This is a genomic window from Caballeronia sp. ATUFL_F1_KS4A (assembly GCF_023630905.1).
Taxonomy (GTDB): domain Bacteria; phylum Pseudomonadota; class Gammaproteobacteria; order Burkholderiales; family Burkholderiaceae; genus Caballeronia; species Caballeronia zhejiangensis.
The window spans coordinates 300,207-313,351 of the sequence record NZ_JALQEB010000039.1 but is presented as its reverse complement, the minus strand read 5'-3'; the positions used below and the strand labels follow the sequence as shown (position 1 = coordinate 313,351).

Sequence of the window (13,145 nt, the reverse complement as noted above, 5' to 3'; positions counted from 1 at the left end):
GTGCGCGCCATTCAGAGCGCCAATCCGCTTGCCGAGCAGGTTTATCAGCAGTTGAAGCAGGACATCTTCAGCTTTCGCCTGTTTCCCGGCGACCGCTTCTCGGAGACCGACATCGCGCGATATTACGGGGTGTCGCGTACGCCGATGCGCGACGCGCTGTTCCGCCTGCTGCGCGAAGGCTATCTCGAAGTCGGTTTCAGGCGTGGCTGGAAGGTGTCGGAGATCAACTTCGCGGCGCTCGATCAGTTGTATGACTTGCGAATCGTGCTGGAGACCGCATCGCTCGACAAACTCGCGAGCAGCGCGCCACCGCATCCGGAAGTGGATGCGCTCAAGTCGGTGTGGTGCGTTTCGCCCGATGCGCAGGAAAGCGATCCGGTCGCGATGTTTCGCCTGGACGAGGACTTTCACCGCGGACTCGTGCGCGCAAGCGGCAACGGCGAGATGCTGCGCGTGCATAACGAAGTGACGGAACGCATCCGCATCGTGCGGCGGCTGGATTTCTTGAAGCCGCATCGCACTAGCGCAACTTACGACGAGCACGCGAAAATGCTGCGCTTCATCGATCGCGGCAAGTGCGGCGAAGCGGCGATGCTGCTGCGCGCACATATCACGCAAAGCAAGCTGGAAGTGCGCAAGATCACCGTTTCCATGCTGACGGAAGCGCGCGACCGCAAGCTGCCTTTCGTCGACTGAGCGAACGGGAATGTAGCGGACGCAGACGTGCGGAATCAGCCGCTCCGCAGGGAGCGGCCGATCTCGCTACGCGTTACAGCGTTGTCTTTTTCGCCGGCGGAACCGCGCCGTCGGCTACGTCCCGGTTGCCCGCCGTCCGCTCGACTTCCACTTCGGTACCGCGCACCGTGTCGTGAATGGTTTCGGTGCGGTTCGTTTCTTCCTTGCCGACGACCACTTCCTCGACCACGCGCGCCGTCTTCGCCACGACGGGCTGCTCGGCCGTTTCCCTGATCTCGACGAAGCCTTCCTTCAGATCCGCCACCGTCGCCGGACGATCCACCGGCCGACGCTCGATGTTCGCGTGTTCTTCACGCAGATTCACCGATTCGCTCACCGGCGTTTCGGTCACCCGCGAATAGACGCGCACGCCGCCCGTCTGCACTTCGCGCTTGCCGACTTCGACGGATTCCTTCACGACGGGAAAGGCCTGCCGTTCAGCGGCGATCTCATCGGCTGTATAAGCCGGCGCATTGCGGTCATAGCCGCTATAGCCCGTGCTGCGCCATTGCTCGACGCGCGTGTCGATGTCGATGGCGCCGGCTGCATAGAGCGCGTCGCGCACGCGTTCGATCGACGATTCGTCGATCACATCCACCGTCAACAGCGCGCCGCCGCGACGGACCGCTTCGTGATAGTGGCCGATTTCCTCGGGCTGATCGTGATCGCCGAACAGGTTCTTGAAGAAGTGCTCGATGCGCGCCATCGCGCCTTCGTGATGCTCGCCGGCGGGACGGTCGGTGGCATCGCCGGACACGGACGTGGACGCGCTCATATCGTTCGCATGCACGTTCATATTCGTGCGGGCGACGCCTTCCGTTTCGAGGCGCGTCTGAGCAAGTTCCGCGTCCTGAAGCGTATTGAATACACCGATGATGGTCTGGCTCATTGCATTATCTCCGTGAGAGTGATTCGGGTATCGAGAGGTGCGCCGGTCCATATGCGCAACGGCCGTTCCCGCCTCGGGTGCGGGTGAATCTAGCCGGCATCCGGATCGGGCTTCCACTTGCCGCTCGTGCCTTCGCGGCGTTCGACCACCAATTCTTCGGAGTTCAGAAGAACCTGGTGGACGACGTCCTGTTGCGTCTCTCGCGTTGTCACATGCACCTCTTCTTTCAACGTGAGCTGCATGCGAACGACCGGCACGTATTCGTACACAGGAATGATGAGCGTGTCGCCTTCGCGACGCGGCTCGGCACGTTCCTCGACCGGACGATTCACGGCCACGCGCCTGACTTCCACCTTTTCGGCGCTCAGGCGCATGCTGACCGGCTGCATCTCTTCATGCACCACCTTGCGAACGCGCACGGCGCCGGTCTCCGTCCGCTTCACGTCGACGGACAATTCTTCCTGCACGGCGGAAAGCCGGAGCGCGTCGGACGTGCCGGACGAGTCCGCGTTCGTCGCGTTCGGGGTCGTGGGCTTGTCATCGGCGCTCATCGGCGTCTCCGTTGAAGCGTGGTCAGGTCGTCGGCCGGGCGCGCTCAAAGGCGGGCGCCTGCCTGCACGGTGCGATTGCGAGGGGCCGCGTTCTTGCGATCCAGCGCGGAGCCGCCGCCTTCCTCGACCGGCGGCTGATGACGAAAGCCCGCGCCGCCCGAAACGATCGCGATGATCGCGCCGACGACGAGCGCCGCGAACGAGAACCAGCTTGCGCGAGCGACGCCACGCGCGGCGGTGTCGGCGGCCTGGCGCGCGTTCTGTTCGGCATCCGGAGAGGATGCAGCCGACGCCGCCGATGCCATCGCCGCCTGCACTTGCTGCTTCGCGGAGTCGATGAGCTGATTGTTCCCGCCCGCCTGATTCGCGGCGGTCGCGCCGGCTTGTGCGCCGACTTGCGCGGTGGTTGCGACGATGCTGCCGGCCGTGCTCACCGCGCCCGTAATCAGCGAGGTCATGCCGAACACGACGAGCAGCGTCATCACCGCCCATGACAGCAGACCGTGGAGCCATCCGAGGACGGGCGCGCAGCGTCCGGCGTAATAGGAGCCGACGAAAACCGCGAGCACGGTCGTGACGATCACCCATACGCCCGAGCCGAAACCGAAGCCGTGCAACGTATCGGGCTTCGACAACGGCGAGAGGAGCGATGCGCCGATCGCCGTGCCGAGCACGCTCATGATGAGATAGACGATCATCGAAAGGATGACGCCCGCGATGATCGAACCCCACGACAGGCGCGGCAGGCCTTCTTGAGTAGTAAGCAGTTTCATGATGTCTCCAGGAAGAGTTGCGGCGTCGATGCGCGCGGCACTGATGCGCAAGCGCTGTGCCGCGCGCAAGTTTTGAATCGGCGCGTAAATGCGAGTGATTCAGACGCCGTCTGATCGATGGATCCGCCTGCTCGGGGCGTCACTTCGCGGCGGGAGGGAAGCGTGCGTCAGTGGAGCAGAGCACGAGAGGCGTATGACTTGCGGGAATGCGATGGGATTTGCATCGGGCGCAGGCGCTGGTTCACAGCGACGCACTTCACTTCAGCGGACTGCGGCCCATAGCAATGACACACCCGACGACACCATCAGCGCATCGACGATGAACCGGAAGGTGTTAGCGGACATGCGCGCGACGATCCCGCGCGCGCAAAACGTGCCTGCCATGATCGCCGCGCCGCTAATCAACCCTTGAGCGACCACTTGAGCGGGCAGGGCGCCGAACTGCTGAAAGGCCGCGACTTTCGCACCGTAGACGATCAGCGAACCGGTAGCTTCGGTCGCGAGAAACGCGCCCTTCACAAGGCCGTAGTTCATGAAAACCGGCACGGTGATCGGTCCGGTCGAAACGACGATGCCCGTCAGGAAGCCGACCGGTGCGCCAATCAGCGCGAGCTGGAAGAGCGAGAGGCGCATGGCCCGGCGGGCGAGCCATCGGCGCGTGGGCACCATCGCGATAAAGAAGAGACCAAGCGCGAGCTCGACCGCGTGCGGCGGGAGCGCAAGCAGCGTGTGAACCCCTAATATCGCGCCGGGCGCGGCTGTCGCGCCATAGGCAATGGAAGCTTTCCAGTCGATCTCGCGCCACCAGGACAGGACCTTGCCGAGATTGCCCATGATCGCGGCGATGGCCATGATCGGAACGGCCTGCTGCGGGCCGTAGATGAGCACGAGCACGGGCATCAACAGCATCGACGAGCCGGTGCCGATCACGCCGCTCAAAACACCCGCCATCCAACCCACGCTCAATACGATCAGGTATCCCATCGAGGTCTCCATGCGCCAGCGCCGATTCTAGCCGCGGACGCGAAACCCGCGAGACGCTGGTTCCAAGCGGATGCGCGAGTTGCGGCATGCACGCAACGCCGCATTGCATGGAAGATTGACTTCACTCAATTGCCGTGGGAACTGTGTAACACTATTGTCACAATCTAATTTTCGACAGCCTGGCGTCAGCGTCACGTCCATTCAAAGGAAATCGATTCGCCGTGCTGGTTCTTCTCAATCTGCTCTCTGGCGTCGCCCTCCTGGTTTGGGGCTCACATATCGTTCGCACCGGCATTCTCCGCGTGCTCGGCGCCGATCTCCGCGCCATTCTGGGCCGTAGCACCGGCAGCAAGACGCGCGCGTTTCTGGCCGGCATCGGCGTGACGAGCCTCGTGCAGAGTAGCAACGCCACAGCCGTCATCATTACATCGTTCGCCGCGCAGGGACTGGTGCCGCTCGCGGCCGGGCTAACGGTTCTGCTCGGCGCGGATGTCGGCACCGCGTTGATGGCGCGAGTGCTGACGCTCGACCTGTCATGGCTTTCGCCGATCCTGATCCTGTTCGGCGTGCCGCTTTTCCTGACCCGCAAGCAGACGCGGGCGGGGCAGGTGGGCCGAACCATCATCGGACTCGGATTGATTCTGCTGGCGCTGCATCTCATCGTCGAAGCGGCTCAGCCGATGATGCAGGGCGCCGGCGTCAGGGTCATGTTCGGCGCGCTCACAGGCGACACGATGCTCGACGCGCTCGTGGGCGCGGGCTTCGCGATGCTCTCGTATTCGAGCCTCGCCGCAGTCCTGTTGACGGCGACACTGGCGTCGTCGGGCGTCATCTCGCTGAAGGTCGCCTTGTGCCTCGTCGTCGGCGCGAATCTGGGCAGCGGGCTCCTGGCGCTCTTGAACGCGCTGCCGCAGAACGCGGCAGCACGGCGTCTTTCCGCTGGCAGCTTCGCATTCAAACTGGCCGGCGCGATCATCATTCTGCCTTTCGCATCGCTGCTCGCACGCGGATTGCCGGTTCTGATCGCCAATCCGCGCGAAGCCGTAGTCGGTTTCCATGTGATCTACAACACCGTGCGCTGCTGCGCGTGTCTCGCCCTCGTCGAACGGGTCGCTGCGATCAGCCGGCGTTTGCTGCCGGATCGCACGGTCGCGACCGGCGAGTTGCGCCCGCTGTACCTGGATCCGGCAGGCCTCGTGACGCCGAGCCTCGCGCTGGCGAATGCTTCGCGTGAAGTGCTTCGCATCGGCGACATCGTGCGCGTCATGCTCGATAACGTCGCCGATCTGCTGAGACGCAATGATCTCGCCGTCGCCCGCGAAACCATGCGCATGGACGACGACGTCGACCAGCTCTACGCGGAAGTGAAAAGCTATCTGACGCTGATCTCCCGCGAGCAGCTCGACGAGGCGGAAAGCCGTCGCTGGACGGACATCATTTCGCTGACGATCAATCTCGAGCATGCGGGAGACATCATCGAGCGAATCGTCAGTGATATCGAAGAGAAGAAAATCTCGCAACGGCTCGCGTTCTCGGAACAGGGCCTGGGCGAACTCGACGATCTGCATGCGCGGCTCATCAGTAACCTGCGGCTCGGATTGTCGGTGTTTCTCAACAACGATCTGCGATGCGCCGAGCAGTTGCTGGCCGAGAAGGAACGCTTTCGCGATCTGGAGCGCGCCTACTCGCACAAGCATCTGGACCGGCTGGCGGGACAAAGCTCGCGCAGCGTGGAAACCAGCGCGCTGCACCTGGATCTCATCGGCAATATGAAACGGCTGAACTCGCTCTTCTGTTCGACGGCGTATCCCGTGCTCGATGCGGCGGGCGCGCTGCATGACACGCGTCTGCGCAAGCGCTCGCTCGACACGCTGCACGTCAAGGAATGACGCAGCTCACGCAAGCACCAGGTCGCCCACTGTCTTCTTGAGCGCACGCAAATCCGCGGCCTCGCCGGACTTGCGATCGGTCACGAGAACGTCGATGTCGCGAGGCGCGCAAAACGTGATGCGGCTGCGGTGGCCGATCTTGCTGTGATCGGCGAGGATCGCGACGCGGTCCGCATTCTCGACCATCGCCCGGGCAATCTCGGCTTCTGCACGATCGAAGTTGCTCGCCCCGTGCCGCTGATCGATGCCGACAGGCGAGAGCATCGCCAGATCGGCGCGGTATCGCCGGATGTCGAGCACGGTCGTCGCGCCCGTCGTGGCCGCCGCGCGCTCGCTGAGCATGCCGCCGAGCAGGATGACCTCGTTCATCGCGCGCACGCGCTCATGCGGTCCCGATGTGCCGCGCAACCGCAGCGCGACATCGACCGAATTCGTGACGATGGTGAGATTGGCGAGCTTCGCAAGCTCGTCCGCGAGGATGGCGGTGGTGGTTCCGGCATCGACGAATACGGTTTGCCCGGCGTGAACGATGCCGATTGCCGCCCGCGCGATGGCCGACTTCGCGCGCACGTTCGCGCGGGCGCGTTCGGCGATGGGCGCCTCGTCGCTCGACGGGACGGCGCCGCCATGCACGCGCCGTAGCGCACCCGCCTGCTCCAGATCGAGCAAGTCGCGGCGCACCGTTTCGCGCGACACGGAAAGCTCCGCCATGATCCTCTCGTTCGAGACACGGCCGAGCATCGACAGGAGCGCGCGTATGCGCTGATGACGGTCTTTCTGCCACATAGGGAATGCTCGATGGTGGAAGCAACGATGAGAATTGCGCTGGCACGCTGTTGTTCAGCTTACATCCGTCATAAGCGAAAGTTGTACTTTTTTGGCAGCTTGCAAATTTGAGGATTTGAAACTAGCCTGCATCAGCAATCGGCGGTTCTCTTCAACGCACTACCTTCCTTTCGGGAACAGCGATGACGATGAAGCGTATCTGGGCGGGCCGTCTCCTTTCGATCTCCACGGCAGCGGGACTCGCGGCGGGCGGCATCGACGCCGCATCGGCCGCGCCATCCGAGGCGCTCGTGGCCGCCGCGAAGCAGGAAGGACAGTTGACCACGATCGCGTTGCCGCACGACTGGTGCGGATACGGCGCGCTGATCGACACGTTCCAGAAGAAGTACGGCATCCACGTCAACGAGCTGAATCCGGATGCGGGCTCGGGCGACGAGATCGAAGCGATCAAGGCCAACAAGGGCAACAAGGGTCCGCAAGCGCCGGATGTGATCGATGTCGGCCTGTCGTTCGGTCCGTCCGCGAAGAAGGAAGGCTTGTTGCAGCCTTACAAGGTGTCGACGTGGGATTCGATCCCGGCTGCGTCGAAGGATGCGGAAGGCTACTGGTACGGCGACTACTACGGCGTGCTCGCGTTCGAAGTCAACGCGGACATGATCGACAAGCCGCCGTCCGATTGGGGCGATCTGCTCAAGTCCGACTATCGCAACGCGGTCTCGCTCGCGGGCGACCCGCGTTCGGCCAATCAGGCGATTCAGGCTGTCCATGCGGCGGGCCTTTCGCAGACGAAGGGCGACGCGTCGAAGGCCGACCAGGCGGGCCTCAAGTTCTTCGCCGATCTGAACAAAAGCGGCAACTTCGTGCCGGTGATCGGCAAGGCCGCGTCGCTCGCGCAGGGGACGACGCCGATCATCGTGCGCTGGGATTACAACGCGCTTGCCGATCGCGACACGCTCAAAGGCAATCCGAAAGTGCAGGTGATCGTGCCGAAGACGGGCGTCGTCGCGGGCGTCTATGTGCAGGCGATCAGCGCCTACGCACCGCATCCGAACGCCGCGAAATTATGGATGGAATTCCTTTACTCCGACGAAGGGCAACTCGGCTGGCTGGCCGGATACTGCCATCCGATGCGCTATAACGAGCTGGTCGCGCAGAAGAAAGTGCCGCAGGCGCTGCTTGCCAAACTGCCGCCGGCATCGGCTTACAGCAACGCCGTGTTCCCGACGCTCGAACAGCAAAACGCCACGAAGGACGCCGTCACCAAAGGCTGGGATCAGGTCGTCGGCGCGAACGTGAAGTAGCCGCGAGTTCGCCGGAATGAGCGCATCTCCGCAGCCAGGCGCTTCGGGCCCGGATCTGCTGACGCCGGCCGCGCCCGCGCCGCAGTCCGGCCCCGCCCGCGCGAGCCGCGGCGCGGGCTGGCTCACGTATGCGGGCGTCGCGCCATTCTTTGCGTTCGCGCTGCTGTTTCTGTTGTTGCCCACCGCCTTTCTGATGATCGGCGCGTTTCAGGATGCGCAGGGACGCTTCACGCTGGCGAATCTTCGCGAACTGTTTCAGCCCGCCGTGCTCGATGCCTACTGGATCAGCGTGAAGGTGAGCGTGGCATCCGCCGCCGGCGGGACGCTGTTCGGCGCGTTGCTCGCCTGGGCAGCGGTGCATGGCCGCCTGCCGGCGTGGATCCGTCCGACGCTCATGACGTTCTCCGGCGTCGCGTCCAACTTCGCGGGCGTGCCGCTCGCGTTCGCATTCATCTGCACGTTGGGACGCGTGGGCCTCGTCACGGTGCTGGCGCGCAAATACCTCGGCGTCAATCTGTATTCCACCGGCTTCAGCATCCTCAGCTTCGTCGGGCTGACCATTACCTACCTGTACTTCCAGATTCCGTTGATGGTCCTCATCATCACGCCCGCGCTCGACGGTCTCAAACGCGAGTGGCGCGAAGCGTGCGACTGTCTCGGCGGCACGGCCGCGCAGTACTGGCGATACGTCGGTTTGCCGGTCCTGTGGCCGAGCGTGCTCGGCGCGGCGCTGCTGCTCTTCGCCAACGCGTTCGGCGCAGTGGCCACGGCCTATGCGCTGACGGGCAGCTCGCTCAACATCGTGCCGATTCTGCTGTATGCGCAGATTCGCGGCGACGTGCTGCATAACCAGAACCTCGGCTATGCGCTCGCGCTCGGCATGATCGTGGTTACGGGCTTGTCGAACGGCGGCTACATCTGGTTGCGCGCGAGGGCCGAAAGGGGACGCGCATGAAGACGCACATGAAGACGCGCATGAAGACGCAATCGCGCGCGGGCGCCTGGATCGCGATGATCGTCGGCACGATGTATTTTGTGATTCCGCTCGCCGCCACCTTCGAATTCAGCCTGCGGATGCGCCGCGACGCTTACAGCTTCGACGCGTATCGCGTCGTTCTCGGCGATCCGCGTTTTCAGGCTTCGTTCGGCTACTCGGTGCTCATGGGCCTGCTCACCATCGTGATCGGCGTGCTGCTCGTCGTGCCGACCGCGTACTGGGTGCAATTGCGTCTGCCGAAGCTGCGGCCCGTCGTAGAGTTCATCACTTTGCTGCCGCTCGTGATACCGGCCATCGTGATCGTGTTCGGTTATCTGCGCATCTATAACAGCAGTTCCATCCTGCCGCTCACCAGCAACGAGCGCGCGACCGATCTGCTGCTCGTCTTCGGCTACGTCACGCTGTCGTTACCGTACATGTACCGCGCCGTCGATGCGGGCATGCGCGCCGTCGACGTCCGCTCGCTGACCGAAGCCGCCGAATGTCTCGGCGCCGGCTGGACGACGATCCTTTTCCGCGTGATCTTTCCCAACGTGCGCTCGGGCATTCTGTCCGGCGCGTTCCTGACGTTCGCCGTCGTCATCGGCGAATTCACGATCGCGAGCCTGCTGGACCGTCCGGCGTTCGGACCTTATCTGCAACTGATCGGCGCGAATCGCGCATACGAGCCCTCGGCGCTGGCGATCATCGCGTTCGTCGTCACATGGGCATCGATGGGCCTGATCCAGGTGTTCGGATCGGCGCGCGCACTGGCCGGCCATAAAACCTGAGCCGACGAGGCCGCGACTTATGCCATTTCTCGAAATCGACGATCTTCACAAAACGTTCGGGCCGAACGTCGCGCTGCATCGGTTCGACATGACGATCGAGCAGGGCGAATTCATCACGTTTCTCGGTCCGTCGGGTTGCGGCAAGACGACGGTGCTGCGCATGATCGCCGGATTCGAAACGCCCACGCGCGGCACGATCCGTCTGAATGGACGCAACGTCACGCACATGCGTACGCGCGACCGCGCCGTCGGCATGGTGTTTCAGGCCTATGCGCTTTTCCCGAACATGACGGTGGCGCAGAACATCGGCTTCGCGTTGAAGGTCGCGAAGCGTTCGCAGAAGGAGATCGACGCGCGCGTCGCCGAGATGCTCGAACTCATCAAGCTGCCGCAACTCGCCGCGCGTTATCCGTGGCAATTGTCGGGCGGACAGCAACAGCGCGTGGCGCTGGCGCGCGCGCTCGCGAGCAAGCCGCAGGTGCTGTTGCTCGACGAACCGCTGTCCGCGCTCGACGCGAAAATCCGCGTGTCATTACGCGAGGACATTCGGGCGCTGCAGCGCGAGCTCGGCATTACATCGATTTTCGTGACGCACGATCAGGAAGAGGCGTTGTCGATCTCGGACCGCATCGTCGTGATGAACGACGGGCGCGTGGAACAGATCGGCTCGCCGCTCGACATCTACAATTTTCCGCGCACGCGCTTCGTCGCATCGTTCGTCGGGACGCTGAACATTCTCGCCGGGCGCGTGATCGATCCCGGAAGCGGGCGCATCGCGGTCGATGGTCAGGAGCTCGTGACGTCGCGCCCACTGCCGCCGGATGATGCCGGCAAGGAACGATTGCTGGCGCTGCGCCCCGAAGCGATCATCCTGGAGCCGCCGTCGAACGGACGGAATTCGCTCGCGGCCACCGTCGAGCAGATCAGCTTTCTCGGCGCCGTGGTGCGCATTCGTGCGCGGGTCAGCAACGCGGTCGTATCGCTCGATGTCTTCAACGATCCCAACAGGACCCTGCCGGAGCGCGGGCAGCCGGTAGCGCTCGGGTTTTCTCACGACAACCTTCTCGTGCTCGATGAAAATGGGCGCTAGCTTTGCAATGCGAGGAGCGGTTGCCCACGCAGATCGGTAATCCGGCGCGCGCGGGTTATCGATTGCGCGCGCCGCGTTGCCGGCGATGGCTTCGTGACACCCTCAGGCGAGCGATATGCGCGTGTCGTCGAGCGGGCGCAGCTTGCCGGGATGCACGGCGCGGCATAGCGCCTCGACGAAGTAGAAGTCGCCGAACATGGTCGCACCGTCGACGCCGATATTGTGCGGCTTCGAGTAACACGAGTTATGCAGCAGCCCGTGCTGACCGTCGCGTGTGAATTCGTCGCGGCAGAGCGCTTCGAGCATCGCGAGGCCGTGGCCTTGCCATTTGCCCGCAGCGTGCGCATCGGGATGCACGCGTGCCATCTCCAGCAAGGACGACGCCACCACGGCGGCAGCGGCCGTGTCCTTGATCTCGGCGTCGCGGCCGGTCGCATCGAAGTCCCACGGCGGCACCTGACGCCCTTCGAGGCGGCGCAGGTAGTAATCGGCGAGACGCTCGGCGAGGTCCAGATAGCCGCGCTTGCCGGTTTCCCGCGCGGAGTTCACATATCCGTAGATCGCCCAGGCCTGGCCGCGGCTCCATGCGGATTCGTCGAACGCGCCCTGGAACGTGTAGCCGCGTTTGCGCGCGCCGCTCTCCACGTCGTATTCGACGGCGTGATAGGTCGAGTCGTCGGCGCGCACGAAGGCGCGCGCGGTCATCTCGGCGTGCGCGTCCGCGGCGTGCCGGTAGCTGCCGTCGTCGGCGTGATTGGCGGCCCAGTAGAGCAGCGACAGATTGGCCATCGTGTCGATCGCGGAGGCGCTGCGGCCGCGCGGATCGGAGATCGGCCCCCAGGACGCGAGATAGGCGCCGCCGCGCGTGGTCACGAGCCGGGCGCGCAGCTTGTCCGCGGCTTCGAGCGCGATATCGGCGAACCACGCGTCGCCGGTGATGTGATGCCCCGGCACCGCGCTGCTATCGAAGATGAAGCCGATGTCATGCGTGTTCGGATCCTGCGCGCGCTGGCGCACGAGCAGCATGCGGGCACGCGCCCATTCGAGAAAGCGCGCCTCGCCGGTGTGCAGATACGAACTCAGCAGCAAGCCGACCCAGAAGCCGCAGAACCAGTTGCCGTGGCTCCATGCGTCGCCGTCGTAGCCCGCAGAGAGCGACGCGGGCAGACGCACCCATTGACCATCGGGACCGGTGACTTGCGGGAATTCGACGCCGAAGGTCAGCTCGTCGGAAGCGACCTTCTGCGCGGTTTTATCGAGTGTTTCGCGAAACAGCTTTGCCTGGTTCTCGCTGAGTGACAGCGGGTTCATTGCGTTCGACACGGCGTCTCCTTGAGTTCGTCATTCGCAGGACGATTCTAAGAAGCGCCCGCGCGAGCGCGTTAGGATGAAACGCATGAACTGTTGGACATTTCCGCACCGAAGCGGCACATGACGACGCTCAGATGTGCAGCTTGTCGAGGCTGCGCCGATAGTCGATCGGCGAGCGGCCCGTGTGCTTGCGAAAGCATCGGCTGAAGTAGGCGGGATCGTCGAACGAGAGCATCGCGGCGATCTCCGCGACATTCACTTCGGAGTGCAGCAGCAGCCGTTTGGCCTCCAGCATCACGCGCTCGCGGATCAGCTTGGGCGCGGTGCTGCCGAGCGCCTGACGCGTCGCCTCGTTGAGCGCGCGCTCCGTGACGTTGAGCAGGCGCGCGTAATCGGCCGCCTCGTTGACCGAGCGAAAATGCTTTTCCAGCAGACTCTTGAAGCGGCGCGACAGCAGCACGCTGCGCGTCGCGGCGGCATCTCGCATGGCGGCGGCGTCGCACATGCGCGCGACCTTGATCAGGAAAACGTGCAAGTAGGCCCAGATCGCGTCGGTGTAGCCGACCTGTTCCTCCTGATACTCATGGCGAATGCCGTCCATCACGCGCGCCAGTTCGCGCACCTGCGCGTCGCTCAGATTGACGCACGGCGCGAGCTGCTCGAAGTTGTAGACGGGCACTTCGGTTTCGGTATGGCGGTTCTGCACGCGGAACGCGAAAAACTCCGACGAAAAGCTGAGCGAATAGCCGAGCGTGTCGGCCGAAAGATCCAGATCGTGAATCTGTCCCGGCGCCATGAAGTAGAGCGTGTTGGGACGCACGTCGTAGCGCACCGAATCGATCACATGCGAGCCGCTGCCCGCGAGCACCCACATCATGTGATAGAAGTCGTGCCGATGCGGATAGACCAGCGTCGACTTGAGCGCCTCGATCGGCGCGAGATGAAAGTCCGGCGTCTTGACGTGTGCGCCGTATTCGTAGTCCTCGATCCGGATCACCGGAACGTGACAGCAACATGCGGTATCCAACTGTCTCCTCCGTCGGCGGCGAGTGTCTTCGCGCCCGCCTGC

Annotated in this window: 13 protein-coding genes; 6 read left to right on the top strand and 7 right to left on the bottom strand. The window is 63.9% G+C overall.

Annotation, left to right across the window (positions count from 1 at the left end):
- On the top strand, positions 1-696 hold the full coding sequence (locus tag NCS03_RS26850; protein ID WP_250530173.1) for a GntR family transcriptional regulator: 696 nt from the start codon (positions 1-3) through the stop codon (positions 694-696).
- Between the two features lie 73 nt (positions 697-769).
- Here NCS03_RS26850 and NCS03_RS26845 read toward each other — a convergent pair whose 3' ends face one another.
- The 4 genes from NCS03_RS26845 to NCS03_RS26830 form a co-directional block, all read right to left on the bottom strand.
- Positions 770-1,624 (bottom strand): YsnF/AvaK domain-containing protein, encoded by an 855-nt coding sequence (locus NCS03_RS26845; protein ID WP_250530172.1) that lies wholly within the window; start codon positions 1,622-1,624, stop codon positions 770-772.
- A gap of 89 nt (positions 1,625-1,713) precedes the next feature.
- Complete coding sequence (locus tag NCS03_RS26840) at positions 1,714-2,175, bottom strand: YsnF/AvaK domain-containing protein (protein ID WP_250437262.1); 462 nt, start codon at positions 2,173-2,175, stop codon at positions 1,714-1,716.
- Between the two features lie 44 nt (positions 2,176-2,219).
- Complete coding sequence (locus NCS03_RS26835) at positions 2,220-2,948, bottom strand: YrzE family protein (RefSeq protein ID WP_250437261.1); 729 nt, start codon at positions 2,946-2,948, stop codon at positions 2,220-2,222.
- 261 nt (positions 2,949-3,209) lie between these two features.
- The gene (locus NCS03_RS26830; RefSeq protein WP_250530171.1) at positions 3,210-3,932 is read right to left on the bottom strand and encodes a sulfite exporter TauE/SafE family protein; all 723 of its coding nucleotides are present in this window, start codon (positions 3,930-3,932) and stop codon (positions 3,210-3,212) included.
- A gap of 221 nt (positions 3,933-4,153) precedes the next feature.
- On the opposite strand from NCS03_RS26830, the gene NCS03_RS26825 reads away from it, so the two are divergent.
- Positions 4,154-5,821, top strand: coding sequence for a Na/Pi cotransporter family protein (locus NCS03_RS26825; RefSeq protein WP_008346662.1), 1,668 nt, complete (start codon positions 4,154-4,156; stop codon positions 5,819-5,821).
- A gap of 6 nt (positions 5,822-5,827) precedes the next feature.
- On the opposite strand, the gene NCS03_RS26820 is transcribed toward NCS03_RS26825, so the two are convergent.
- Positions 5,828-6,607, bottom strand: a complete 780-nt coding sequence (locus NCS03_RS26820; RefSeq protein WP_250530170.1) for a DeoR/GlpR family DNA-binding transcription regulator — start codon at positions 6,605-6,607, stop codon at positions 5,828-5,830.
- 182 nt (positions 6,608-6,789) lie between these two features.
- Between NCS03_RS26820 and NCS03_RS26815 the strand changes: the two genes are divergently transcribed.
- From NCS03_RS26815 to NCS03_RS26800, 4 genes are read left to right on the top strand one after another with little or no spacing between them, the layout of a single operon-like run.
- Positions 6,790-7,908 (top strand): ABC transporter substrate-binding protein, encoded by a 1,119-nt coding sequence (locus tag NCS03_RS26815; RefSeq protein WP_175981664.1) that lies wholly within the window; start codon positions 6,790-6,792, stop codon positions 7,906-7,908.
- A gap of 16 nt (positions 7,909-7,924) precedes the next feature.
- The gene (locus tag NCS03_RS26810) at positions 7,925-8,863 is read left to right on the top strand and encodes an ABC transporter permease (RefSeq protein ID WP_175981666.1); all 939 of its coding nucleotides are present in this window, start codon (positions 7,925-7,927) and stop codon (positions 8,861-8,863) included.
- Between the two features lie 20 nt (positions 8,864-8,883).
- Positions 8,884-9,675, top strand: a complete 792-nt coding sequence (locus NCS03_RS26805) for an ABC transporter permease (RefSeq protein WP_008346658.1) — start codon at positions 8,884-8,886, stop codon at positions 9,673-9,675.
- A 19-nt stretch (positions 9,676-9,694) separates the two neighbouring features.
- A complete protein-coding gene (locus tag NCS03_RS26800; RefSeq protein WP_250530169.1) occupies positions 9,695-10,765 on the top strand; it encodes an ABC transporter ATP-binding protein in 1,071 nt (356 codons plus the stop codon).
- A gap of 102 nt (positions 10,766-10,867) precedes the next feature.
- Here the strand turns inward: NCS03_RS26800 and NCS03_RS26795 are convergent, their stop codons facing one another.
- Both NCS03_RS26795 and NCS03_RS26790 read right to left on the bottom strand, forming a co-directional pair.
- Positions 10,868-12,088: a glycoside hydrolase family 88 protein gene (locus NCS03_RS26795; protein WP_250530168.1), complete on the bottom strand. Its 1,221-nt coding sequence runs from the start codon at positions 12,086-12,088 to the stop codon at positions 10,868-10,870.
- Between the two features lie 118 nt (positions 12,089-12,206).
- A complete protein-coding gene (locus NCS03_RS26790) occupies positions 12,207-13,103 on the bottom strand; it encodes a helix-turn-helix domain-containing protein (RefSeq protein ID WP_175981668.1) in 897 nt (298 codons plus the stop codon).
- Between the last annotated feature and the right edge of the window lie 42 nt (positions 13,104-13,145).